Origin of the sequence: Treponema vincentii (assembly GCF_018336815.1) — a bacterium.
In the GTDB taxonomy this organism is placed as follows: domain Bacteria; phylum Spirochaetota; class Spirochaetia; order Treponematales; family Treponemataceae; genus Treponema.
Window position 1 is genome coordinate 2,519,414 of the sequence record NZ_CP050497.1, and the last position, 25,395, is coordinate 2,544,808.

26 protein-coding genes, 2 tRNA genes, 1 other RNA gene and 1 pseudogene are annotated in these 25,395 nt (G+C 44.9%); 22 read left to right on the forward strand and 8 right to left on the reverse strand.

The genetic code is table 11. The features are described from left to right. Positions 1-39 precede the first annotated feature (39 nt). The 5 genes from GWP40_RS11525 (at position 40) to GWP40_RS11545 (ending at position 5,951) form a co-directional block, all read left to right on the forward strand. Positions 40-1,968: a DNA topoisomerase IV subunit A gene (locus GWP40_RS11525; RefSeq protein ID WP_212565436.1), complete on the forward strand. Its 1,929-nt coding sequence runs from the start codon at positions 40-42 to the stop codon at positions 1,966-1,968. A gap of 101 nt (positions 1,969-2,069) precedes the next feature. After that, the gene (locus GWP40_RS11530) at positions 2,070-3,797 is read left to right on the forward strand and encodes an AMP-binding protein (RefSeq protein WP_212565437.1); all 1,728 of its coding nucleotides are present in this window, start codon (positions 2,070-2,072) and stop codon (positions 3,795-3,797) included. 99 nt (positions 3,798-3,896) lie between these two features. Continuing rightward, the gene (locus GWP40_RS11535) at positions 3,897-4,691 is read left to right on the forward strand and encodes a PHP domain-containing protein (RefSeq protein ID WP_212566613.1); all 795 of its coding nucleotides are present in this window, start codon (positions 3,897-3,899) and stop codon (positions 4,689-4,691) included. 49 nt (positions 4,692-4,740) lie between these two features. Further along, positions 4,741-5,040, forward strand: a complete 300-nt coding sequence (locus GWP40_RS11540; protein WP_212565438.1) for an acylphosphatase — start codon at positions 4,741-4,743, stop codon at positions 5,038-5,040. Positions 5,041-5,075: 35 nt separating this feature from the next. Next, a complete protein-coding gene (locus tag GWP40_RS11545; RefSeq protein ID WP_212565439.1) occupies positions 5,076-5,951 on the forward strand; it encodes an AEC family transporter in 876 nt (291 codons plus the stop codon). A 263-nt stretch (positions 5,952-6,214) separates the two neighbouring features. Here GWP40_RS11545 and GWP40_RS11550 read toward each other — a convergent pair whose 3' ends face one another. From GWP40_RS11550 to GWP40_RS11560, 3 genes are read right to left on the reverse strand one after another with little or no spacing between them, the layout of a single operon-like run. Beyond that, on the reverse strand, positions 6,215-6,538 hold the full coding sequence (locus tag GWP40_RS11550; protein WP_212565440.1) for an HMA2 domain-containing protein: 324 nt from the start codon (positions 6,536-6,538) through the stop codon (positions 6,215-6,217). Then, positions 6,535-8,631, reverse strand: coding sequence for a heavy metal translocating P-type ATPase (locus tag GWP40_RS11555; RefSeq protein ID WP_212565441.1), 2,097 nt, complete (start codon positions 8,629-8,631; stop codon positions 6,535-6,537). The genes GWP40_RS11550 and GWP40_RS11555 overlap by 4 nt, the downstream gene beginning before the upstream one ends. Positions 8,632-8,652: 21 nt before the next feature. Continuing rightward, positions 8,653-8,871, reverse strand: a complete 219-nt coding sequence (locus GWP40_RS11560) for a hypothetical protein (protein ID WP_212565442.1) — start codon at positions 8,869-8,871, stop codon at positions 8,653-8,655. 243 nt (positions 8,872-9,114) lie between these two features. Between GWP40_RS11560 and GWP40_RS11565 the strand changes: the two genes are divergently transcribed. The 3 genes from GWP40_RS11565 (at position 9,115) to ptsP (ending at position 11,154) form a co-directional block, all read left to right on the forward strand. Continuing rightward, a tRNA-Gln gene (locus tag GWP40_RS11565) sits at positions 9,115-9,185 on the forward strand. Positions 9,186-9,258: 73 nt separating this feature from the next. Further along, a tRNA-Glu gene (locus GWP40_RS11570) sits at positions 9,259-9,330 on the forward strand. A 66-nt stretch (positions 9,331-9,396) separates the two neighbouring features. After that, positions 9,397-11,154, forward strand: a complete 1,758-nt coding sequence (ptsP, locus tag GWP40_RS11575; protein WP_212565443.1) for a phosphoenolpyruvate--protein phosphotransferase — start codon at positions 9,397-9,399, stop codon at positions 11,152-11,154. A 10-nt stretch (positions 11,155-11,164) separates the two neighbouring features. On the opposite strand, the gene GWP40_RS11580 is transcribed toward ptsP, so the two are convergent. Together GWP40_RS11580 and GWP40_RS13115 are read right to left on the reverse strand one after the other, a co-directional pair. Further along, positions 11,165-11,677, reverse strand: coding sequence for a hypothetical protein (locus GWP40_RS11580; RefSeq protein WP_212565444.1), 513 nt, complete (start codon positions 11,675-11,677; stop codon positions 11,165-11,167). Between the two features lie 220 nt (positions 11,678-11,897). Continuing rightward, the gene (locus tag GWP40_RS13115) at positions 11,898-12,299 is read right to left on the reverse strand and encodes a DUF6364 family protein (protein ID WP_230974445.1); all 402 of its coding nucleotides are present in this window, start codon (positions 12,297-12,299) and stop codon (positions 11,898-11,900) included. A 120-nt stretch (positions 12,300-12,419) separates the two neighbouring features. Here GWP40_RS13115 and der point away from each other — a divergent pair, with 120 nt between their 5' ends. From der to GWP40_RS11600, 3 genes are read left to right on the forward strand one after another with little or no spacing between them, the layout of a single operon-like run. Then, on the forward strand, positions 12,420-13,943 hold the full coding sequence (gene der / locus GWP40_RS11590; RefSeq protein WP_212565445.1) for a ribosome biogenesis GTPase Der: 1,524 nt from the start codon (positions 12,420-12,422) through the stop codon (positions 13,941-13,943). Beyond that, complete coding sequence (locus tag GWP40_RS11595; RefSeq protein WP_230974446.1) at positions 13,919-14,284, forward strand: MerR family transcriptional regulator; 366 nt, start codon at positions 13,919-13,921, stop codon at positions 14,282-14,284. Before der ends, GWP40_RS11595 begins: the two co-directional genes overlap by 25 nt. A gap of 50 nt (positions 14,285-14,334) precedes the next feature. Next, a complete protein-coding gene (locus GWP40_RS11600; RefSeq protein ID WP_212565446.1) occupies positions 14,335-15,378 on the forward strand; it encodes a hypothetical protein in 1,044 nt (347 codons plus the stop codon). A 7-nt stretch (positions 15,379-15,385) separates the two neighbouring features. Here the strand turns inward: GWP40_RS11600 and ssrA are convergent. Then, positions 15,386-15,734, reverse strand: a transfer-messenger RNA (tmRNA) gene (ssrA, locus tag GWP40_RS11605). A 141-nt stretch (positions 15,735-15,875) separates the two neighbouring features. Between ssrA and GWP40_RS11610 the strand changes: the two genes are divergently transcribed. The 11 genes and pseudogenes from GWP40_RS11610 to GWP40_RS13130 all read left to right on the forward strand — a co-directional run bounded on the left by GWP40_RS11610 (position 15,876) and on the right by GWP40_RS13130 (position 24,487). Then, positions 15,876-16,295, forward strand: coding sequence for a hypothetical protein (locus GWP40_RS11610; protein WP_212565447.1), 420 nt, complete (start codon positions 15,876-15,878; stop codon positions 16,293-16,295). A gap of 117 nt (positions 16,296-16,412) precedes the next feature. Beyond that, positions 16,413-17,406: pseudogene (locus tag GWP40_RS11615) on the forward strand (DHH family phosphoesterase). A 572-nt stretch (positions 17,407-17,978) separates the two neighbouring features. Beyond that, the gene (gene rpmB / locus GWP40_RS11620) at positions 17,979-18,170 is read left to right on the forward strand and encodes a 50S ribosomal protein L28 (RefSeq protein WP_006189625.1); all 192 of its coding nucleotides are present in this window, start codon (positions 17,979-17,981) and stop codon (positions 18,168-18,170) included. Positions 18,171-18,266: 96 nt separating this feature from the next. After that, positions 18,267-18,923 carry a DUF1007 family protein gene (locus GWP40_RS11625; protein WP_212565448.1) on the forward strand — a complete coding sequence of 219 codons (657 nt, stop codon included), beginning with the start codon at positions 18,267-18,269 and terminating at the stop codon, positions 18,921-18,923. A gap of 64 nt (positions 18,924-18,987) precedes the next feature. Then, on the forward strand, positions 18,988-19,986 hold the full coding sequence (locus GWP40_RS11630) for a nickel/cobalt transporter (RefSeq protein ID WP_230974450.1): 999 nt from the start codon (positions 18,988-18,990) through the stop codon (positions 19,984-19,986). A 4-nt stretch (positions 19,987-19,990) separates the two neighbouring features. Beyond that, positions 19,991-20,797, forward strand: a complete 807-nt coding sequence (locus tag GWP40_RS11635) for an AraC family transcriptional regulator (RefSeq protein WP_230974451.1) — start codon at positions 19,991-19,993, stop codon at positions 20,795-20,797. A 136-nt stretch (positions 20,798-20,933) separates the two neighbouring features. Then, positions 20,934-21,104, forward strand: a complete 171-nt coding sequence (locus GWP40_RS11640; protein ID WP_230974452.1) for a helix-turn-helix domain-containing protein — start codon at positions 20,934-20,936, stop codon at positions 21,102-21,104. A gap of 672 nt (positions 21,105-21,776) precedes the next feature. Then, positions 21,777-22,364 carry an MptD family putative ECF transporter S component gene (locus GWP40_RS11645; RefSeq protein ID WP_016518357.1) on the forward strand — a complete coding sequence of 196 codons (588 nt, stop codon included), beginning with the start codon at positions 21,777-21,779 and terminating at the stop codon, positions 22,362-22,364. 2 nt (positions 22,365-22,366) lie between these two features. Beyond that, a complete protein-coding gene (locus GWP40_RS11650; protein ID WP_212565449.1) occupies positions 22,367-23,026 on the forward strand; it encodes an energy-coupling factor transporter transmembrane component T family protein in 660 nt (219 codons plus the stop codon). A 2-nt stretch (positions 23,027-23,028) separates the two neighbouring features. Continuing rightward, positions 23,029-23,769: an ABC transporter ATP-binding protein gene (locus GWP40_RS13125; protein WP_230974453.1), complete on the forward strand. Its 741-nt coding sequence runs from the start codon at positions 23,029-23,031 to the stop codon at positions 23,767-23,769. Continuing rightward, positions 23,711-24,487, forward strand: a complete 777-nt coding sequence (locus GWP40_RS13130) for an ATP-binding cassette domain-containing protein (protein ID WP_230974454.1) — start codon at positions 23,711-23,713, stop codon at positions 24,485-24,487. Before GWP40_RS13125 ends, GWP40_RS13130 begins: the two co-directional genes overlap by 59 nt. 134 nt (positions 24,488-24,621) lie before the next feature. Here the strand turns inward: GWP40_RS13130 and GWP40_RS11660 are convergent, their stop codons facing one another. Beyond that, positions 24,622-25,098, reverse strand: a complete 477-nt coding sequence (locus GWP40_RS11660; RefSeq protein WP_206181370.1) for a hypothetical protein — start codon at positions 25,096-25,098, stop codon at positions 24,622-24,624. Between the two features lie 21 nt (positions 25,099-25,119). After that, on the reverse strand, positions 25,120-25,383 hold the full coding sequence (locus GWP40_RS13135) for an RNA polymerase sigma factor (protein WP_230974455.1): 264 nt from the start codon (positions 25,381-25,383) through the stop codon (positions 25,120-25,122). Between the last annotated feature and the right edge of the window lie 12 nt (positions 25,384-25,395).

Below are 25,395 nucleotides of genomic sequence, written 5' to 3' on the forward strand. Positions count from 1 at the left end.
GACAATGTCGGGTTTTTCCGCTATGCTTAACAACCTTGTATGGATTATGTAGAAAGTTTATTTAACACGAATTTTTTAGAGTATGCCAGTTATGTTATTCGCGACCGCGCAATTCCCGATGTAGAGGACGGTTTAAAGCCGGTACAACGGCGTATTCTGCATTCTCTTTTTGAGATGGATGACGGAAAGTTCCATAAGGTTGCCAATGTCGTCGGCTACTGCATGAAGTATCACCCGCACGGGGACGCTTCCATCGGGAACGCATTGACGGTACTCGCCAATAAAAGCCTCTTTATCGACAAGCAAGGGAACTTCGGAAACCTCTTTACGGGGGACGAAGCTTCCGCCCCGCGGTATATCGAATGCCGCATCACCGAATTTGCAAAAGATATCCTGTTTAATCCCCATATTACGCGATATGTTCCTTCTTATGACGGCAGAAATAAAGAGCCGGTTGTATTCCGTGCTAAACTGCCTGTCGTACTACTCATCGGGGCGGAAGGCATCGCCGTCGGCATGTCTACCAAAATACTTCCGCATAATATCCGCGAAATTATCGAGGCGGAAAAAGCCTGCCTTTCCGGTAAATCTTTTACACTCTATCCCGACTTTCAAACCGGCGGACTTATCGACATATCCGACTATCAGGACGGCAAGGGCAAGGTGTTGGTGCGGGCAAAGTTGGATACCTCCGACGATAAACGGATTGTGATCCGTGAACTCCCCTTCGGCAGCACTACAGAAAGCCTCATTGCTTCTATAGAATCGGCGTCGAAGTCGGGAAAGATAAAAATTTCGGAAATTAACGACTATACGGCTGAACAAGTAGAAATAGAACTCAAGCTGCCGCGCGGCGTGTACGCAGCGGATGTTGTTGATGCGCTCTATGCCTTTACCGATTGTGAGCAATCGATCTCCTGTAATTTGCTGGTCATTCAAGACAATCTGCCGGTTCAAACGACTGTTACCGAGGTGATTAAAACTCACGCGAAACAGCTGACCGCTTTGCTGAAAGATGAACTTTTGTATGAGCAGGAGATGCTGACCGACCGGTTGCACTTGAGAACACTCGAGCGGATATTTATCGAAGAGCGGATTTATAAAAAAATTGAAACGATGAAAACTGCCGAATCGGTCATTAAGGCTGTCATCAAAGGTTTTGAACCGTTCAAAGCGGAGCTGATACGGGAAGTAACGGAAGACGATGTAGACCGGCTCCTCAAAATCCCCATTCGGCGTATTTCGCTCTACGACATTCAAAAAAACCGTGCCGAAGTGCAGGAAATTTCCGCCCGGCTCAAAGAGATTGCCCGTCTTTTAAAGAATCTCAAAAAATATGCCCTCAGCGTTCTTGACGGAATCCTTGCGAAACTGCCGCCCGAAGTTACGGCGCGTAAAACGGAGATTACCGGCTTTACCAAGGTAGATGTAAAAGAAGCCGTTAACCGCGATTTATCGCTCCGCTATGACGAAGCAACCGGCTACCTCGGCACTGCCGTAACTACCGGAAAAGAAATACTCAAAGTTTCGCCGTATGACCGTGTTTTTATCCTGCGCAAAAGCGGGGTGTACACCGTTATGGATGTGCCCGACCGGCTCTTTGTCGATACCGGTATGTGGTATTGCGGGTTTGCTGAAAAAGAATTATTGTCACAAATCCTCTTTACGGTTATTTATAAAGATGAGAAAACACAGTATCCGTATATCAAACGGGCACGGGTTGAATCTTATATATTGAACCGTGATTACCTGTTCGTACCGGATACGGCGACCGTACTCTACGCAAGCACGGCTGAAAATTTTGAGTTTACGGTGCAGTACGCGCCCAAGCCTCGGACAAAGAAAAACGAAGCGCGCTTCAAAACCGCGGATTATCCCGAAAAGGGATTAAAGGCGCAGGGGGTACGCCTTGCGGAACGGGAAGCGGAAGCGGCGGCGCCGGTAGCGAAAAAAAATACTAAAAAGTAATGGTGAATCTCTAAAAATGTGAGTTTTTAGAGATGACCAAAGGTTATGCTGAGTTGTCTTTGTCCGGATAATTCAGTACCTTGTAGGGAGGAACACTGCCTATGCAAACAATCAATGAATTGGGACATTATACCTTTCAAGCGATGCTGGAGAATAGCATCAAGCGGTTCGGGGCACGTCCGGCGCTTTCATTTGTGTCGGGAGAGCCGATTTCATACAATGAAGCCGGTAAGCAAATAAAACAGCTGCAACAAAATTTGTATCGGCTTGGCGTTAATCCCGGTGATAAGGTCGCAATTTACAGCCACAGCGTGCCCCATTGGGGAATCGCCTATTTTGCAATTGTTACGATGGGGGCTATCGCCGTGCCGCTGTTGCCTGATTTTACCGACAAAGAGGTTAAGGCTTGTTTGGAACATTCCGAAACAACGATGATTATCGTTTCGGAAAAACTGATGAGCAGAGTGCCCGAAACCGTTTCCGTCCTCATCGATATTCAGGACTTTTCGGTTAAAAAAGGTACGGAAACAAGAGACGGCGCCCCTCCGCCTCATACCTGCAGGGAAAACGATACCGCTTCCGTTATTTATACGTCCGGTACGACGGGTCGTTCCAAGGGCGTGGAGCTTTCGCATAAAAACCTTGTCTGCAATGCAATCGCAGGGCAGTCCTGCCAACGCATTAACGAGTATGACAGGGCGCTTTCCATTCTGCCGCTTTCGCATGTCTATGAATTTACGATCGGCTTTTTGATGTTCTTTTTAAACGGCGCCTGTGTGTACTACCTTGAAGGGATTCCTTCGCCGCGGATACTCCTGCCTGCTCTGTTGAAAGTACGTCCGACAATGATGCTGAGCGTTCCTATCGTCATGGAAAAAATATACCGGAACAAGATACTCCCGGCTTTTAACTCCTCGCCGTTCCGCGCACGGATGTACCATACTAAGCTCGGTAAAAAAATCCTAAACCGTCTTGCCGGAAAGCAGCTGAAAAAAACATTCGGCGGACACTTGAAATTTTTCGGATTAGGCGGCTCGAAAACCGATACAACCGTTGAAGAATTTTTGAGAGATGCTAAGTTCCCGTATGTTATCGGGTACGGTTTGACGGAAACGGCGCCGCTTATTGCCGGCTCGACCGTCCGCCAAAGTGTTCCGGGCTGGATCGGTTACGCCGTCCCCGATGTCGAGGTTAAAATCGATAACCCTGATCCCAAAACCGGCATCGGCGAACTGTTGGTCAAGGGACCGAATGTGATGAAAGGTTATTACCGCGACCCTGAGCTTACAAAAAATTCATTTACCGAAGACGGCTGGTTCAAAACCGGTGATCTTTTTGTAATGGACAAAAAAGGACATTTAGCAATTAAAGGCCGTTCAAAAAATATGATTCTCGGCGCCAGCGGCGAGAATATCTACCCCGAAGATATTGAGTTTGTACTGAATCAGCATCCGCTTGTAACGGAATCGCTCGTTGTTGAGGGGGAAAAATCATCCCTTGTTGCCTACGTGCAGCTTGATGAAGAAAAACTTGCAGCCGAGGTACAAAAAGAGCAAAATCAAAATAAAGAAGGTTCCGCCATTCAGAATCTACAATCTGCCGTAGCGGACGCTGTTTCGGGCATTACCGATGCAATGGCCTATAAACGGGCGGAAATCTTAAACGAGATTAAATTTTTCGTTAATTCCAGTGTGAATAAGATGTCACGGATCGATAAGATCGAGCAGGTCGAAGCCTTTGAAAAGACCGCCAGTCAAAAGATAAAACGATATCTGTATCATTTTAAGAACCGAGGGAAAAAGGAAGGCGAAGCTCCGTCCGGGAAATAATACATCCGCCGAAACCCTGCGTCTAATTTTGCCGGGGGCAGAATGCGTTTACCCTGCAGAAGTTTGACATTTGAAGGACTTACCGCTATACTTTTTTTTATGCTCAGTAATTTTCATACGCATACGTATCTGTGCAAACACGCTGAGGGCACTCCAATTGATTATGTACGGCAGGCTGCTGCTGACGGTTGTTCCGCACTCGGATTTTCCGATCATTGTCCTTATCCGCATGACGATATGTGGCTTTATTGCCGGATGGCGGCGGCTGATATACCGCTGTACAAGCGCCTTGTTGAAGAAGCAAAAAAAGAAGCCGATTTTCCCGTATACTTCGGCTTTGAGTGCGAATGGTCGCCGCAACACCGCAGCTGGTTTAAGGATGAACTGATCGGCCGCTACGGAGCCGATTATTTGGTGTTTGGTTCTCACTGGTTTCCGCTGCACGGCGGACTTGAATATATCGCAACTGTTACCGAAAGGCGGCGGCTGCATACCTATATCGATTTTACGATTGAGGGGATGCAGTCGGGGTTCTATGCATTTTTGGCTCATCCCGATTTGTTTTTGAGCAGCATCCGGTCTATCGACGCAGACTGTCTTGCCTGCATTGATGCGCTCATCGATGCGGCAAATGATTTGGGTATGCCGCTTGAAATCAATGGGTACGGACTGATTAAATCGAAGGTGCAGCGGGATTACGGCGCAGACTATCAATATCCCGTAGCCACGTTTTGGAAACGGGCAGCGCAAAAAAATGCCCGTATTATCTGCAATGCCGATGCGCACCAAATAGAACAGGTTTTAGCTGGAGTACGAAACGGTATCGACTATGCGGAAGACCTCGGCATACCGATACTCGATGCGGCGGAAGCGCTGGGCTTTGCTCATAAGTAGGATAGGTTCATCGGTATGTTGAAAGAGGGCATTTTTTTGAGGATATGCTATGCATAAGAATACGCCGCATACTGCCGAACGGAAGGCCGCCCGTGCCGTTGTGGAAGGCCGAGTGCAGGGCGTCGGATTCCGCTATTGGACGGTACAGGTAGCGCGGGAATTCGGTATCACCGGTTGGGTACGGAACTGTCCCGACTATTCGGTGGAGATATTTGCGGAAGGAGAAGGCACCGCGCTCTACGAATTTTTCGATGCGGTGCAGCACAGCCATCCACGCGCCTATATTTCCAATTTTACCGTTACAGCGGCGCAATATCAGGGGTTGCATTCGTTTAAAATACAGCATTAGGAACTTTTAATGATGCATCTACTGAGGAGAACATAATGGTTATTAAAATAGTGCTTCCGTTTTTATATCTCGGGTTCGGTTTTCTTGTTGGGAAAACGCCGATCGATATAAAAAATCAGACGGCATATTTGCTTACCAGAATAATTATTCCGTTGATTATTATTTACAATATCTCAACGTGCCGTGCCGACTTATTTGTCAGCATATTCGCTATGATTATTATGATGACGGTAATGATGTATATGAGCCGTCTTTTCAGCGCCGATGCCGTCGAACAGTTATGTTTTTTCTATTTGAATATCGGGTGGCTTTCGTTGCCGATTGTTGCATCGGTATGGGGAGACGGCGCCGCAACCGCCGTACTTTCGCTGTATATCGGAAACTCTCTTTTTGGAAATTCCATCGGCGCAGGGATGCTGATCAATAATGGCGCTGCAAAGATTGATATAAAACGGACACTGAAATCTCCTCCCGTTGCGGCGCTCATTATCGGCATTATCTGTATTCCTTTCGGGGACAGTATCAAACTTTATTTGCCGCCCTTATATCGAATCCTTAAATTGGTTATGAGTATTTTAGGTATGGGTGTGCTCGGTATGTGGCTTGCAAAGATTAAGCTTGAAATAAAAGATTTAAAACTCACGCTTAAACTGGCGGTACTACGGGCGCTTACGGTCGCCTGTTTGATGACGCTCTTTATCTTTATTGCGGGGCTGCTGCATTTGGAATTGGTAACCGCCAATAAGCAGGCGCTGTATATGATCTGTATCTTGCCGCCTGCCGCCAACATTATCGTGCTGGAAACACATTACTGCCATACGGGAAAATCCGCCGGCCTTACCGCGTGGGGAACGCTGTTGAGTTTAGCGCTTATCCCGATCTATATTGTGGTAACACGGCTGCTGTTTTAAACCATGGCAAACGCATCAGGCTGTTTTTTTAATAGCCCCGCAGAATAATTGAGGTCGTTCAACCAGAGTTGAACCTCTTCGCGGTTCAAATGGTCTCACGGCCTCAATTATTCTGCGATTTTTATCTATTCTGCCTGATGCGTTTGCCCGTCCAGCACTGGAAAAAAGTGCGAAATTTTATTTAAAATTTCGCACAGAAGGAAAGCAACCGCTTAAAATATTTCTGATGCGGTTGCTCTGCGTTTTAAATGCTACCGGAGCAGTTAAGCCGTTTCCCAGTTTTTGACGTACCCTTCCAGTTCATCCAGCATTGCAAGAATGTCAGCTTTGTTTTTTTCAGAATAGGTCTCAGCTTCTTTTCCCAGCTTTTTAAAAAACGGAAGCAATGGGGTCAGCTTCGCCATGGGTACCTTTGTCGGATGGTACGTTATCAGCACACTTCCGGTAACGGGATTATGCTCAATGGCTTTGACGATTGACGAGAGCGCCGGAGCTTGCAGGATGGATAATGCCCGTTCGGTGATTGCGGTGTCTTTAAAGACAGGCGCTCGCAGCCGTATGCGGCCGGGGAAAAAGCCGGTAATCATCGCGCATCCTTTAATAGCTTTTGCATGGATTCGATACTGACGGCAATGGTCAGCGAATTATGCAGCGCCGCCGCGAGTGCGGGCGGAATAAGGCCGAACATACCGGCAAACAGGAGCAGTGAGTTGCCGACGATAATCAGCTTGTTGTTTTTATCTATCCGCGACAGTGTTTTTTGACCGAGCTTCCGCACCGTAATTAAACCGGAAAGTCCGTCGTCAGCCAGTACGATATCGGCGGTGTCTCCCGCAATGGAAGAACAATTACCCATCGCAATGCCGACATCCGCGGCGGAAAGCGCAGGCGCGTCGTTGATTCCATCACCGATCATAATCACCTTGTGTCCGGCATCCCTCGCTTCCTGCACATAGCGCACCTTATCTTCCGGCAGCGTCTGTGCATGATATTCCGTAATACCGGCTTGAGCTGCGACTTTTGCCGCCGCCTGTTCGGCATCGCCTGTAATCATAACGCAATTACGCACACCCAATCGTTTCAGCTCGGCGACGGTTTCTGCGGTACCTTCTCGAGCAGGATCCCCAATAGTCAAAATACCGGCGAGCTGTCCGTCAATCGCCAAGTAGAGTAAAGAATAGCCGGATTTTTCGGCAGATTTCTGCACGCGGGCTATCGCTTTGGTTGTCGGAACTTTTTCATCTTCAAAAATAAAATGAGCGCTTCCGATACAGAGCCGCTTGCCCTCTAACGAAGACGCGATACCGTGTGCGACAATGTATTCAACCTTTGCGTGGCGTTCGGGATGTACAAGGTTCCGGTCTTGGGCGGCTTGCACAACGGCTCTTCCCAGCGGATGCGGAAAATGTTCTTCAAGGCATGCAGCGAGCCTAAGCACTTCATCCTTTGCAAAAGCGCCGAACGGATGCACTCCGGCTAAAACCGGTTCCGCATAAGTAAGAGTTCCCGTTTTATCGAAAATGACGGTATCGGCAAGCGCCGCCGCTTCCAAATACTTTCCGCCTTTTATCGAAATACCGTGCTCCGCCGCTTCCTTCATTGCAGAAAGAACGGCAATAGGTGCGGCAAGCTTCATCGCGCAGGAATAATCAACCATCAATGTAGAAATAGTCTTGGTGATATTTCGTGTAAATAAATAGGTTAAGCCGGTCAGTAAAAAATTGAAGGGCACTACTTTTTCCGCGATAAGTTCCGATCGTTTTTGAGCGGCAGCTTTTAAAGATTGCGAGCGGTCGATCATCGCGATGATATTGTTCACCTTTGTTTCCGACCCGACCGTGCGTACACGGATATACAGTTCCCCTTCCAACAGAATAGTGCCGGCAAAGACCGATATTCCGCTCTTTTTTTCTACCGGCAGCGATTCTCCGGTAATACTCGCTTGGTTCACAAGGCCTTCACCCTGTTCAACATTCCCGTCTGCGGGGATTTGGCTTCCGGCGCGGACAACGATAAGATCATCTTTTTTAAGTGCGGAAGGCGGGATTGTCCGTTCTTGATCACCTTCGATGAGATGTACCGGCTCATTTGAAATCAACAGCATTTGCGCCAGATTATTGTACGATTGGCGGCGGGTCAGCTCTTCAATTTCTTCCCCCATATCGAGCAATGTTGCTACAAAACGAGCCGTCTGCGCCTTGCCGTCCAGAACGGCAACCGTCAGCGCCGTTGCATCCAGTAAATCCGTGCTAAAGAATTTTCCTGCAAAGATGGACTGTACCGCTTTTATAATACGCGGGACAATCCTTTTGTAGAGCAACAGATTGCGAAGCGGCATCGGGAGAAGCGATCGTACGGTAACGTCAAAGAGCGTAGACGCTAATACATCGAATACACTTTCGGGTGCAGGAATTTTTGCGACGGAGTCAAGCAGACTTTCATCGGACAGGTATTTGTCTGACAGCGCCCTGAATAAGGCGAGCACCTCATCTTCCGAAAGAGTCTTTACATCGTAATACACTAAAAAGGATGCGACTTTGGGATTAACTTGAATATCGGTTATGCCGTCTTGCACCGCGACGAGGGTTTGCGCAAGGATAGCTTGCCGCGGCAAAATTTCAACCGCATTGTAGTGCAGCCGTATTCTGCCGGGCAGGGAGTGTTTAACGGTTACGTTCATCGATAAATTGATAAAAAGCTTTTATGCGTTTTGCGATTGGTTATATGCAGCTTCGGCTGCGATATCCTGTGCGTCCTCTTTCACCGCTTCCATAAAGGCCACGGCATCCTGTTTAAGCTGCATACCTTTTTCCGTAACTGCTATACAGGCCTTGCGAAAAGCCGGAGTTTTAATAACGGATGCTGCTACGAGACCCGCTGCAACACCTACGCCGAATGCCACCCATTTATTTGAAAACATAGTTTACCTCGCTTAATTATGATAAGAGTACTCCCAAAAATCTCGATTGTGGGAGATACCTATTAAAAGCCGCCAGCAGCTTTGCTGATAAGGCGTTCTCGTGTGTGCAACGATAACAGTTTTTGATAAAAAACGCAATAAGTAGGTAAGTAGGTAAGTTCTTTACATAGAATCGTTATTCACGTTATTCCGTTATTCTTGACACGAAATAGCAATATATGATAGTATCTTCCCCGTCAACTTTCCCCGGTTGTGTAATGGTAGCACCGCAGATTCTGGTTCTGCTTGTGGGGGTTCGAATCCTCCCTGGGGAATACGCCGAAAAACCTCTAAAAATGATTATTTTTAGAGGTTTTCGCTTAGTAGAGCAACCGATGCTCTGTTTTTGGTCCCTTCGTCTATCGGTTAGGACATGAGATTCTCAATCTTAAAAGACGGGTTCGATTCCCGTAGGGACCGGTTCTCATTTTAGATGTACTGTTCCGTTATATATGCAAACCCCATCTTTTTTTCTATAATGATTTTATGAAAAAGTTTACCGGTTTATCTGTCTGCGACGGTCTCGTTGCATGTCGGCTTGTGTGTATTCCTGAAAACGTTATACAGGCCACCCCCGCCTACGCAATTACCGCAGAAAATATTCGCCATGAACAAGAACGGCTGCGGATTGCGGTGCAAGCTGCTCAAGAAGAGCTAAGGCAGGCGCTTACTCAATACCGAACAACAAATGCTCCCTCAAAAGCCCCCGAACAGGCTATTTTAGAATCCCATCAAGCAATGCTTGCCGACGAAGAATTCATGCGCGGTATTTATACGGAAATAGAAACTTCGCTGACGAATGCCGAAGCAGTGCTCAAACGGAAATTAGATGAAGTTACTACGATGCTGACCGCTTCCGGCGACAGCTATCTTTGCGAACGGGCGGTTGATATTCAGGATGCTTACGAACCGGTGTTTTCTCATTTGAATCCGCAGCCTAAGCAACCACCCTCTCGATTTGTCGGCGTACAGCCGGACACCCTGCTTGCAGCACGGGTGTTTAAACCGTCCGAAGTGCTCGAAATAAAAAAACTTGCACCCTGTGGGATTATTATGGAAGAAGGAGGCGCAACCAGTCATATTGCGATTATGGCACGAGCGTGGAACATTCCGACATTGATTGCCGTTCAAGGCCTTATGGAGTCGGCAAAAAGCGGAATGTATGCCGTGCTGGATTCCACGAACGGAACGTTGATTTTGGAACCCGATGAGGAAACCGTCGCTCAAATAAAATCTGCAGGTACTGAACAAATTGAGGTAACCGAAGAAGCACGGGACTATGCGCAAGTGTATACGCAAGACGGTATTCCCGTTCATTTGAGTGCAAACATTGTACTTACGGAAGAATCGGAGATGTCGGCTGTTCAGAATACTGCCGGAATCGGACTCTTCCGCTCTGAATTTTTATTTTTAGGGGACAGTGATATCCCCGATGAAGAACATCAATACATAGCATACCGTACCGTTTTGGAACGGATGGGTTCAAAACCGGTGTTGATCCGCACCTTTGATGCCGGCGCCGATAAAATGCTGAAAGAACAGGAAAACCTTTTGGAACGGAATGCGCTTCTCGGCTGGCGGGGTATTCGGTATTGTTTGGATCGACCCGAAGTCTTTAAGCCTCAGCTGCGGGCGCTGCTGCGAGCGGGGCGTACCGGCAATCTGCATATTCTTCTTCCGATGATCTCCTGTAAAAAAGAAATCATCGCAGTGCGGAAGTTAATCAAAGAGATTGAGCTGGAGTGTGAACAAAATCGGATACCGTATAAAAAAGATATTCCGGTGGGGATTATGATAGAAGTTCCTTCCGCCGCAATCGCCGCCGACCTGTATGCACCGGCGGTCGACTTTTTTTCCATTGGTACCAACGATCTTATTCAATACACGATGGCGGCGGATCGGGAAAACCAAACCATTGCGCATTTAGCCGACTGTTTTCAACCCGCGGTACTGCGGCTTATCCGCCATGTTATCGAAGCGGAACCGCTCCTGCACCGTACCGGCGATTCGCGCGGCGGGTTTGTATCCATGTGCGGAGAGATGGCTTCCAAGGCGGAGGCTGTTCCGCTTCTGCTTGGGATGGGGTTACGCAGGTTCAGCATGGCAGCACAGAAAATACCGGAGATTGCGCAGCGCATCGAATCTATCCGGCTTTCCGATGCAGAGGCTCTCTACAAAGCTGTCAGCCGGTTTGACAGCTCCGAAGAAATCCGCCGCGAAACGATGGAGCGATTCCCACTGTAGGAGCAATATATTATTCATACTTATATTGTATAAAGCTATTTACCTTGTTTCGTTTACAGGTATCTTTAAACAGAATTTTTTCATTAGGATTTTCGTCTCTTACTTTTTCCAATTGCTCAATTAAAACTTCATACGCTTCAGAGAAATTATTGTTCTTCTTATATTTTGCTTTATTAGCTAACAATTTAAAAATCCCATCTTCAATTTTATAGGTGACATTATTATTAACAAGAGAGAGTTTTAATCCTTCTATAAATTCTTCGTAATCTAATGATTGATGGAAAGTTACAAAACCAATTTGACCGGATACAATTTCACCTTGTTCATCGTCAATGTCAATCAAAAACTTATTATATTCTGCCATAACTTTTTGATGGTCATCAAAATCTTTAAACGAAGGATTTATAAGTGATACTGCAAGAGAAGCGGTAATATATGTTTTACCTGTTCCATGCGCCCCTTGTAAAATAATATTTTTCTTTGTACGTAAGATACCGGTATAATTTTTTATTTTATTTAACATATCTTTTTCTCCACTATATATTGAGATGAGATTGATTACATCTTGTTCAGAATACTGATAGCAATTAGAAAACGTAACTCCTCTATTTATCTTTAAATAATCCTTTTCTTTGAGCTTGTAAATACAAACTTTACAGCCGTTAGCAAAACTTTGTGCGTCATAAAAATCAAAGTCAGGATATGTCGAACTAATTAAATCATTTTCATCTATATCTGAAATATCAAAATCTGATAAAGCAAATCCCTCGCTTTTTTACAATGCCAATTGCTTTTACTATACGACCACTATTTATAAGTAATATATCATCGGGCATGACGTTATTTTTAAACTTATCTCTACAATCTTCATCTCCGACAAAAACTATTTGTAACTTCAAAAATACATCAAGAATCTCTCTGTCATTATAATCGATGTAATTGCTCTTTTCTATATCCGCTTCACTGATAATACCTGTTAATTCTTTTACGAGCGGAGATAATGTGATGGTTTGCTGTGTTTCTCCGATAGAGGTTTTGAAAAAATCTTCAACCAACCGCGAAAGACTTTTGTTGTTGTTTGCCACATAGCGTTTCATTGCATCGATAATATCCTTTTCCATTTTTAATGTTAATTTTGCTTGCATCTACAGCACCTCTTGTACGTATAGATATAATTGATACGTATCGTCAAGAATTATTATTTCTGCTAGGTGCTTGAGAGAGCTGCGGTAATTTTCTATAATCACGTCCGATAAGGAAAGAGAATGAGTAAAAATCGCAGGATAAATACAGAAAGAGACGATAGAAATGAAGTAGGCAATACCGATACGATAATGCACGGGCACACAGCAGCGGATGCAGGACTGGAATTTCCAGATGCAGACCCTACAGCTTCGGAAGGAACGGAAGGTGGGTTCGATTACCGCAAAAAATACGAGAACACGCCGCTTGTGGTGATAGCAGGGCGGCCGAATGTAGGAAAGTCTACCCTATTCAACCGGTTTTTGCGGAAGCGCCGCGCTATTACCGACCCGACCCCCGGCGTAACCCGCGACCCCATCGAGGAGCAGGCAATTATCAACGGGAAGCCGGTACGGCTGATGGACACGGGCGGTTTTAAGCTGACCCGCAGCGGCGACAAAAAAGAAGACTTGATGGATGAGCTGGTTATAGAAAAAACGCAGGAAGCGCTCCGCCGTGCCGATAAAATTCTTCTATTATTAGAAGCTTCTGCACCCACAGCGGAAGACGAAGAGTTTATCCGCTTTCTGCGTCCCTACTGGGATAAGCTCATCACGGCGGTAAATAAAACCGAAGGCGGGCGCGGCGAAGCGGAAGCCTATAACTATCTCAGCTTCGGTTTCCCGACGCTCCTGTGTATCAGTGCCGAACACGGGGACAATATCACGCCGCTTGCCGAAGAGATAACCAAGGGCTTGGACTTTTCGCAGGTATGCGAAGCGCCCGCCGATACTGCGATCCGCATCGCGCTCATTGGAAAACCGAACACCGGTAAGTCCACGCTTAGCAACTACCTCACCAAGACCTCCGCATCGATTGTTTCGGAGATTGCCGGTACAACACGCGATGTGGTGGAAGGTGAGTTTTTCTATAAAGACAGACAGTTTATCATTCAGGACACCGCCGGCATCAGGCGTAAAACAAAGGTAAAAGAGGATATCGAGTATTACTCGGTTGTCCGTGCAATGAAGAGCTTGGAACATGCCGACATTGTGTTTCACCTGATCGATGCGGAGGAAGGGCTAACCGAACAGGATAAAAAAATCATCGTGCAGGCGACCAAGCGGGGGCTGGGCGTCATCTTTGTGTTGAATAAATGGGATTTGGTGAAAGGCGAAAAAAAATTCCGCGATGCGGAGCAACATATCAAGATTATGTTCGGCAAGATGGAATATGCCCCGATTGTGCCGGTGTCCGCGCAGAACGGAAGCGGCATTCCCGACCTCTTGAACACCGCACTGGAACTCTTCGATCAGCTCACCAAAAAGGTAGAAACCTCTGCACTCAACCTCGCGCTCAAGGACTGGCTCGAGGCGGTGCCTCCTCCGCACGGGCAGCGTAATTCTTTCACGCTTAAATATATGGTGCAAACTTCCGCACGACCGGTTGAGTTTTTAATTTTTGCCAATAAACCCGACCTTGTCTCCGAATCCTATCTCCGGTACATTACCAACCGAATACGCAAAGACCTCGGCTTTACATCGATTCCCTTTTTGGTACGGGTAAAGGGCAGCCGGGTAAAATGGGAAGACAGGGTAAAACCGTGACAGGCTTTTCCATCGGCGAAGTTGAAAAGATAACCGGCATTAAGGCGCATGTTCTCCGCTACTGGGAGCAGGCGCTGCCCTTTTTGCGGCCGCAAAAGGATGAGCAGGGGCGACGGCTGTATACCGACCATCACCTCGATTTAATCTTCCGTATGAAGTATTTGATTGAGATACGGAAGTTTACGCTTGAAGGCGCAGGGCAACAACTCCTTTCCGATCTTTCCGGCAAGGGAGGGAGCAGCCGTATCACCGAACTTTCCGGCATCCGCAGTGAATTGCTCGATATGTACCGGCTGCTGCAAAGAAATAAAAATGTGTTTAAACCGGCTCCCGAATCCTAACAACCGGATTTGAAGCGGCACCTATAGCTTTTTGGTTTACTGCCGATACTATGAAAGCTATGGTAGTACCTTTACCGAAAAAAATCGCTTTGTTTTTTTGTGCAGCCGTGCTTTATACAGTCGGCGCTTATACCTATGATTCCGTCAATCCTGAAAGGAACACCACCGTACCGCAGGGACAGATTGAATGGAAGCCGGTCTTTCCCCGCGCCCTTTTCCTCGATAGGTCAGAGATTGCCGTGATGGAAACAGGCGGTCTGGCAGGTCCTATTGAGTATCAGGATATTATAAAGAACAGAGAGCGAGCGGAACAAGGCTTACAATCGGTATTGCTCAATAGCGATGTTTTTGCCCTGTACGGAAAGCCTAATGCCCGCACGATGGGGATACTCGGTCAGTATTCGCTTGAAGAGATTGAACCGATTATGAACGAATTCGTTAAACTCTACGACTCCGCAAACGGCAATCGAAAAATCATCCCCGCATTTTATATCATTTACGGTACCTGTTGGCCTGCCGGCGAAATCGGTATACTTTCTACCGCTATTGTAGAGCAGTATATTACATTTGCAGCGGAACGGGGTTGGTATGTGTTCCTCGACCATCAAATCGGAAAGTATCCGGTTGCCGAGGCAACGAAAAAATTGCTCCCGTTCTTAAAATATCCGAATGTTCATCTCGCACTTGATCCCGAATGGCGTACCACAAAACCGATGCAGGAAATCGGCTCTGTGACGGCAGAGGAAATCAACGAAGCGCAGCAAATAATACAGAACTATATGATTGAGCATGGTATCGGCGGCAGGCGTATGTTGGTTATCCATCAGTTTAATGCGCGGATGATTAAACAGCGGCAATTAGTAAAAAGCAATTATGAGCGGGTGCAGCTCATCCACTGTTCCGACGGTTTTGGATCGCCGAAGTTAAAAAAAGAGACGTATGCGTATAATGCAGCGGCAAAAAATATTCCGCTCAAATCTTTCAAGCTTTTTTTGAAGCCGATGGTTGAGGGCGCCGGGTATGATATTCCAATTATGAAACCGGAAGAAGTATTTTCGCTTAAACCGCGCCCATATTTGATTATGTATCAATAGGAAGGAACGTTGGAGATGGGGGGAATTGAACCCCCGTCCTAAAAAGAGATACAGGAGCATCTACAGGTTTATCGGCGCGAGGTGATTGTCGGGATCCGGTGTCAGCGCCGAAAGCGTCGAATCCGTATTGCGGGAAGTGTCCTTTCTACCGTCCGCATCCGGTAAAAAGCAAGCTCCGAATAGCGTCGGAACTCTACCTCGCTCGGAAGCAACACTCGGTAGGTTCCGCGATTACGCAGCTAATGCGTAGTCGGAACTGTCATTGTTGGCAGTTATAAAGTTTGCCGCTTTTTAGGAGCACGGCTCTCCACCTGCAACTCAAGCCTCTGCTTCCTAGTCGAAACCGGAACATCCCCATGCTTGGTTTGATCGAATATACGGATTTATACGGTTACTGTCAAGCCTGTTGATTCCGATTGCTTCTGATGCAATGCGTATACTTGCAATTTTTCATATCCATTGTTATAATTTTACTATCATAATTCCGGAGGAATTTTATGCAAAAGATATGCCGTTGTTTCATTTTCTGTATTATACTGTTCGGAGCAGTAAGCGTATTTCCGCTCGCAGCCGAATCAAAAGAAGCTGATGTATATTATGTCAACACTCAGCTTTTGAAGATATTTACCCATCCAAAGGGTTACTATGTCATCTATCGTCGGGCAGGGTTAGAGACCGGAGAAGCATTTATCCCGTTCGAATGGTTCAGCCCAAAAGAAAACAAGGCTGATATTGCGTTTATTAATACCCGTATTAATCCCTATCTCTCTTTCTTTATCCGCGATGGAAAATGTGAATACATTAAAATTTCTGCTCCACGACAAGATTTAAATACCCCAACATGGGGGCTTTTATCCAATCCTCAACAATATAATGATAAATTTGACGGAGTAGAGTCACTCGCGCTTGAGTTCTAATCCGTATCGGAAATTGGCATAAGGAGTTCTAAAAATCCGATTGATTTTCAGAGCTCCTCGTCGGCTTAAAAATAGCTTGGAGCTATATGCCTGTTTTCCATTTAAACTAGGTTATTCATGGCTAATATTATTACACCTGCCGTTCCGCAGAAATTAATCGATTTTTTGCATTCATATCCGATGTTCCTCATAGCCGGTCATAAAGAGCCTGACGGAGACTGTATCGGAAGCAGTATTGCGATGTCTCTTTTCTTACAACGACTCGGAAAAAAAACGCAGCTGCTTTCTGCAGGGCCGTTCCAACGGTCTGAAATACGGATATATGAATCGCTTTTTTTCTGCGCAGGTACCGGAAGCGCTCATCAAACACCCTGAAAACACAGGCGTCATCATTGTTGACTGTTCGGGAATAGATCGGACGGGCGACATTGCCGAACAATTAAAAAACTTTCCTTCAATCTGCATTGATCACCACGCTACCAATACGATGAATGAAGCAGGATCGCTTGTATATGCAGAAGCTCCTTCAACAACATTTATTATCCAAACAATCATCGAAAAGATGACCGGCTCCGTAACACGGGATGAAGCGGAGATGCTGTTTTTCGGGCTTTGTACCGACACCGGTTTTTTCCGCCACTTGGATGAACGGAGCGGCGAGGTTTTTGCTCATACAGCACGGTTGGTACAGGCGGGGGCAAACCCGAAATACACCTTTGCAGCCATTAACGGCGGTAAGTCATTCGGCTCACGGACGCTTATCTCGCGCGTATTAGCCCGTATGAAGCCGTATTATGACGGAAGGCTTATCGTTTCGTATGAAACGTATCAGGATAAGCAAGAAATCGGCATCGAAAACAGAGATTCCGATATGGCATATCAGCTTATCCAGAGCATTGCAGGAGTAAAGGCAATTTGTATTGTCCGGCAGGATACCGAAACACATTGCAGCGTCGGCTTCCGATCTCTCGATACCATCGATGTTAGCATTATTGCCTCTTCATTCGGCGGCGGCGGGCATAAGCAGGCCGCAGGGCTTTATATAGAAGGAATTGCCGAACAATTAATACCGAAGTTTGTCGCAGCGTTTGCCCCGCAGTTTCAAAATTGATATTTACAGGGCAACCGCATTATAAAATATTTGCAGCGGTTGCCTTCCTTCTGTGCGAAATTTCATAGGTATAAGGTGAGCGTCTACAATGACACCGCTCACCTTAACCGTCAAGTTTTCTTTCGAAAACTTGCGTATTGATGTGTGCGCTTTTCGCGCACGAATGCAACAGTTTCCAAAATTCATATTTTGTTCAACTGTTGCATTTTAAGGAAATAAAATTTCGCACATTTTTCCAGCAAAGGGGGAAACGCATCAGGCAAAATAGATAAAAATCGCGGAAAAATTGAGACTGTGAGACCATTTGAACCATCTTCAACTGTTGTACATCCGTGTACAACAGTTGAAGGCGAATTTTGGCAAAGCCAAAATATCGCTGCTATATGGAACCACTGCCCTCCTTGGCAGTTCCGGTTGAGTAGTCTCAATTTTTCCGCGGGGGTGTTAAAAAAACGACCTGATGCGTTTCCCCTGTTGATATTCATTCACCTCTTTACATAATATTCCTTTTACAGTATACTATCCTGCGTTTTATTTTGAATGCTGATAGATAAAGCTAAGGAAGGTGAACTATGGCACGCAGATGCGATATTTGTGGAAAAGGGCCGATGAGCGGTAATACGGTTAGTAAATCAATGAATCACCAACGCCGCGTATGGCGCCCCAACCTTATCGACGTAAAAACGGAAATTGATGGAAGAACGTTAACCCTGAAACTGTGTTCCCGCTGCTTAAAGAGCAACTATGTTGTTAAGAAAGTCTAAGCACCCGTTTTTTATTCTTGTTAAAAAGAGTCCTCAGTAAGGACTCTTTTTTTATATCTGCTCGATATTCCAACAAAATCACCTGAGGTATAAGGAATGATACGGTATAGATACAAAAAAATAGTATGCATTTCGATTTTATTGACTACCCTGCTCTTTATCGCCCATGTTCAACTGATAGCCCATCCGCATCTTTTCGTTTCCACTCAAACCGAGTTCGTATTGAACAACGGAAAAATTCAAGGTGCGTATGAGACATGGACATTTGATCGTTTTTTTAGCGCGGATATTATTCAAGGATATGATCTGAACCGAGACGGTCTTTTTGATAGAGCTGAAACAAAGGATGTCTATGACAATGCCTTTATCAACACTAAAAACTATTCGTATTTTACCTTTATCCGGCAAGGTGATAAACGGGAGAGCCCTGCACAGGTGAGCGATTTTTCGGTACGTCAAAAAAACGGCATCGCTTCGTATCGATTTTATGTTGATTTGTCAAAATACAACGGCAATTTCTACTTTGCTGTATACGATTACACCTTTTTCTGTGATTTCCGATATGATGAAAAGACGCCGGTGGTTTTTACCGGAGCTTCCGGCAAAACGATGCCGACATACACGATTGTCGAAAATAAAAAATATCCGGTATATTACGACCCTTTTGATACCGCCGATATGACAATGACATACAATTCGTGGAAGCCGGGATTACAAACATATTATCCTAGAGAAATTCATATTACCTACTAAGGAACACCACATAATGCGATACGGAGTAATGCTGAAAAATCAATATAAATACGTTTTATATTATTTGAAAAGGAAACACATAGGAGTAGAAACGATACGGCTCGGAATTATCCTGTTTGTATTCTGTATTATGACCGTCGGGCTCTGGGCAAACCCCTTTACCGGCAAAAAAGATACGCCTGCACCCATCCGCACGGAAAAAACGGCTGATTTTATTGTGAACCGGCAAGCTCAGCTGCATACAAAACTCGGCGACTCCATCTATGAGTGGACACAGACAAATTCTGCACAGGCATTCTGGACAATTATCGCACTTGCTTTTTTTTATGGGATTGTACACGCACTGGGACCGGGACACCGGAAAACACTCGTGTTTTCATTTTATCTGACACGCCAAGCCCCTGCGTGGGAACCTGCCGTCACCAGCCTTATCTTAGCGGGACTACACGGCATAACGAGCATCCTATTACTGTTTATCTTTCGCAATGTGAGCGGCGCATTATCCGCACATACCGACTCTGCAGCAATTTACCTTGAAGGTTTTTCCTTTATTCTGCTGATGCTGCTTTCCGTAGCTTCCATCCTCCATTTGTTGTCCGGTATATTTCCCAATCGTTTTCCCCGCTTTCGTTTCAGCCGCCGCTCACTCGCACCCGGGCAAAGCAGCAAACCGGCGTATAATACCGGCAGCTACGGTTCCGCACGGTATAAAAACCACCGCCCGCAGTACAGCAGCGCCGGAAACATACAATGGGGTGCTTTTTTACTCAGCGGCATATATCCCTGCCCCGCTGCCTTACTTGTACTGGTACTGGTTTCTACGTTGGATGCGGCAGGTATCGGCATCATCGCGGTTATCGGTATGTCGATAGGCATGGCAATTCCGATTACTGTCGCAGCATACCTCGCATGGACAGGACGGCAGCGTTTGTTTAAGCGAATCGGCAAAACGCAAAAATATGCCGAAACAGCCGCATTAGTACTCTCGCTGGCAGCCTACAGTGCAATCTTTATCTTTTCACTTACCGCAGTACTTCCCTTCATCAAAAGCGTGATAGGGTAATTCTATGGACTACCTAAACCACCTCTACGGCAGAGATATAAAAACCGTAAAAAAATTACAGCACGGAACAGTGCATACCGTCAAAACACGGAACGGAATATGCTACGTTACATCGTATCGTATTTTCCCCGGTGTGAATGTTATGTTTAACGACATCCATACCGATACATTATGTCCACCTTCCGCTGCGGATCTGCTCAATAACAATATCAAGCAATACGAACTGAACCATTGCAGAGAAGGCGCATTTGAATCGATATTAAAAGACGGAACACAGGTCAGCATGAATGCCGGTGACTTTGCAATCAATCCTTTAGAAAATTGTTCGCAGCATTCTCGGTTTCCGATACGGCACTATCACGGTATCAGCATTTACATTATTCCGGCGGAATTAGGAGAAGAAGCCCGCACCTTGCAGCAGTATTTTTGTATCGATTACGGAATCATTTTAGAACACCTGTGTAAGAACGGAACCCTCTTTTTGAAACGAGCAACGCCCGAACTTGATCATATATTTCACGAAATGTATCACGTGCCGGAAGAAATTGCCGTTCCGTATCTAAAAGTAAAAATACAGGAATTGTTTTTGTATTTAAGCATATTAAAAAGCGGCATCGATTTTATCGACCGTGAATACGCGCAAAAAAACAATCGGGAAATTATCAAACGCCTCCATCAGTTTGTCATAAAAAACTCAAATAAAAACTACAGTTATGCGCAGCTTTCCGCCATCTTTCATATTAAAACGACAACAATGAAAACCTGCTATAAATCGGTTTATGGAACAACCATTCACGAAACGCTGGTTTAACTTCGGCAGCCGCAATAAGACTGCCTCGTTAACCGGTGAGTTTGCCATACGGCAAACATCACAGATTATATGTACGCTATCGCGTACTAATTGAACAACTTCCAAAGTTGATACTTTGTTCAGTTGTCCAATTTTAATGGTCAAAAAAGCGCGGCTTCAAAAAGCAATCGATCTTCTTAAAAACTCCTCCGCAAACATTACGGAAATTGCTTTGGAAATCGGCTACTCAAGCCATGCAAAATTTTCGGAAGCCTTTAAGCAAGCCTATAACCTGCGGCCGAGCGAATATAAAAAAATAATCCGGTAGCTCTAAAAAGATACCCGCTTTTTAAAATAGCATCATTATATGGGTGTTGCCGGTACCTTGCTCTAAAACAACTGCTTGCAAGGTACCGGCCGCTCTGTACGGGGCTATCGGTACAACCGTGCAGAGATTGCTGCACGGTTGTGTACAATTTTGTACATTTTGAAAAATGTACAAAATTCCCCTCCCGCCGCTAACGCTGTTTGGAACCGCTGCTTACTGACAGGATGTCAGTGGTTCCAAACAGTATCGAGTTTTTCTTATGAAAAACTCGAAGTTCAGAAATGTCCACGGACGGACATTTCTGAACAATGCCATCCGTGGCACGTTCAAAAATTGACTTCCTTGTCAATTTTTGAATGCGAGTTTTTGTTGTGCAAAAACATCGCTGCTGCGTGGAACCTCCGCCGTCCGTGGCGGTACTGACGGGCTTCTTTATCCGACTTATCGGGTACAACTTGTCCGATTCGGAAAGAACAATAATGTAAACCGATGGTAATATCTTTTTAATTGGAGGTATAAGTTGGGCGGCGAAAATGGTGTCGCCCAACTTAACCGACGAGTTTCGGCTGCTGCCGAAACATCGCAGATCGTATGTGCGCTACCGCGCACGAATGCGACAAGTTTCAGAAACTGATGTTTCTTCAACTGTTGCATTTTAAAGGAGGTATTATTATGTCAAATAGGTTATCCGTAAAGGATTTGGCGACGATCGGTATTTTTTCGGCAATAATGATCGTTGTGTTTATTGCATTCTCGATGATCACCGGCGCGTCCTTATTTTTTAATATGGTGTTGAATGCCGTGTTTGCAGCGTTTATCCTCGCACCGTTTTTTGTGTATATGGCAATGAAGGTCAATAAACCGGGCGTGGTTCTTATTTATAATACGCTGCATGCTGTTTTAACAACCGTCTTTATGGGACCGTTTATGTTTCCTTGGTTTTTTGTCGGCGGAATTATCGGCGAACTTTCCATGTGGGGTAAAGATAGCTACCGGAACTGCAAGCGAATTACCATAGCGTGGATTATTACTTCGCTTACACGAGCCACACACGGTATGAGCGAAATTTGGTTTTTCTATAATGCTTTTGTAAAGACCGGTGTTTCGAAGGAACAAATCGATATACAAACGCAATACTATACCGATCCTAAATGGGTTGCAATCTCATTAATCCTTACCGTTATTGCTGCAATGCTCGGTTGCTATATCGGCAATAAAATGCTTAAAAAACATTTTATAAAAACAGGGTTGTTAAATTAGGTATGGATTTCCGTACTAAATTAGCGGTATTCTTTTGTACGGTATTTTTGGTATCGGTTATTTCCAAGAATACCGTATTTTTCTGTTTAATCGGTTTATTGGCAGCATATAGCGTTTTTCAAAAACACTATCGCAGTATATTCCGCTGTGTTTTTGTTTTACTCATTGTCGAAACAATACAGCTTATTTCGAAGGGTAACGGATTAGGCACAATGCTGCCTGAAATGTTTTTATTTATTATCACTCGAATGATCGCTGTGCTTATATCGGTTATTCCAATCATTAAAACACCGCCGGGAGAATTGACCGCTGTTATAAACAAATTAAAAATCAATAGAAATATTGCGTTGTCTTTTATTTTTATGATGCGTTTTTTTCCGATTATCGGAAATGAATTTAAAGAGATTATCGAGTCTTTAAAATTGCGCGGATTATTTACCTTAACAAAACCGCTGCAAACAATGGAATATGTCTTTATCCCAATGATGTTTTCCGCTTCTAAAACAGCGGAAGAATTAGCTGCTGCTGCGGAAGTACGAGGAATATCCGCTGCCGGAGTACACACCTCTAAGCGGGCTATCGTATTTACCGCCGTCGATTGGACTATCACACTGATCGCTCTTGTTATATCCGCGGGATTATATTATTGGGAACTGCATTAAAAATGATTACATTAGATCATATCTACTATTCATATCCGCAATCGTCAAAAGAAAATCTTGACGATATAACGATGGAGATACAAGATGGAGAGGCTGTCGCTTTAATCGGATTGAGCGGATGCGGAAAAACAACGATAACGCGAATTCTCAACGGGCTTGCCTATACATTTTTTTCAGGCAAAATGGAAGGCAGTATATCGCTTAACGGCATCGACCCGAGCAAAAAAGAATTATATGAAATAGGGCGGATGATCGGCTCTATTTTTCAAAATCCAAAAAGTCAGTTTTTTGCAGAAGTTGTAGAAGATGAAATTGCATTCGGCTTGGAAAATTACGGTATCGAACGTACCGAAATTGTCAAGCGTATTACCGACTCTCTACGTATGATTAACGGCGAAACGTTACGAACAAGAAATCTGTTTCAGCTTTCAAGCGGCGAAAGACAGAAAGTCGCGATTGCATCAATCAATGCACTTGATCCGCCGGTCTATGTATTTGATGAACCTTCTGCAAATCTCGATATGACAAGTGTGGAAGCGCTAAAACGATTAATGGCTTTGTTAAAGAAGAAAGGAAAAACGCTTATCGTTTCCGAACATCGAATCTACTATCTCAAAGATATCATCGATCGGTATTATTACATAGAAGACGGAAAAATTATCCGCTGCTATACAAAGGAAATATTTGAACATTCACCGGTTGAATTTTTTTCAGCAGCAGGGTTTACGCTTATATTCCCTTGACCGTATTGAACCGCACGGAAAAACAATATCCGGAACACGGCGCCTAACAATCGATAACATCTCTTTTTCATACAACAGACAATCGTTACTGGAAAATTTAAGCTATTGTTTTATAAGCGGCACGATATACGGCATCATCGGCGGTAACGGCGCCGGTAAAAGCACCTTCGCAAAAGTACTGAGCGGACTGCTGCGTGAAAAACACGGCAGTATTTCTTCGTGCGGAAAAGACAGCTGCAATGACATAAAACTCAACAGCCGTACACGGAGGAAAACGATATACTATTTGTCAAATAACCTTGACAGTAATCTTTTTGAAGTTTCCGCTGCAGAAGAACTGCGATTAAACGATCCCGCCGCCGACACTGCTGAAATCCTAAAAGATTACTGTTTAGATACCGTTGCGGATACACATCCGCAAATCCTCTCCGGTGGACAAAAACAACGACTAGCAATCGCCGCCGTCTCATTATTAAAAAGAGACGCGTATATTTTCGACGAACCGACGAGCGGCTTAGACGGAAAGAATATGCGCCTTATAGCCGATAAAATGCGAGAATTGCAAGCACAAGATAAAATCGTTATTGTTATTTCTCACGACTATGAATTTTTAATGGAGATTTGCAGTATTGTATTACACTTAAACGGGAATTCATTTACGGAATACACTGCTGCAAGCGATAAAGAAAAGATATTGAACATTTTGCAGCAGGAATAAACACCAAACCTGTTCGGAAACTTCCGTTTCAGAACAGGTCGACTCTGTATTAAAGCCGCGGATTATAAATACAGCTCATAAAATCAGCTAGGTGCAAAACGAATTCTTAAAATCGGCTTACCTTGTACTCTGCCTTACACTTGCCGCGTAAATTTTTCGGTAAAAAATACCAAGTTCTTTGCAAGGAATACGGCAGAATAGGTAATAATACTGCCCGCGCATAAAAGCGCAAATGAGATGCAGAAAGAATCGCCGAATTGGCTTAAACCGATTTTTCCGATATCGCTGAACGGCAAAAAGATAAATCCGGTAATCAAAAAGACACCAACAGCGAGCCAAGGAAGCAGCGACTTATTTTTCTCCTGCCGAGAGACAGCTGGAACAGTCTGTTTATTCAGTAAGTGTATTGCGTTCATTGTCGCAGCAAACATCCGCTCATCCGCTGCAATAGGTGTACGCAATATCTGCCGCTGAACATTCTCTCCAGCAACCATCCGATTAACGGCTTGCCTACATGACGTACAGCATAAAAGATGCATCTTGAGCCCTGTCGGCAACGATTCGTTTTTATCAAGTAAAAGATACTGATCTTGAAAAATATCACAATTCATAGAATCTCCATCCATTAATTGCTAATTGTGCGCAACAACCGGATACGGGAACATCGTATCCCGATGGGTGTACTCAAAAATCGTCCGGTCTTCTTTCAAATATTCCCGTAAAATTTTCTTTGCACGGAAGATATGAGATTTTATCGTATTCAACGGCAGTTCGGTAATAGCCGCAATGTCGGTATAGCTCATATCGTAAAAAAAATAAAGGTCGATACAAATACGGTAATTATCGGGTAAACTGTTTACCGCCTCACGCACTGACAAAATGATACATTCATTCAAATGTTTTTCTTC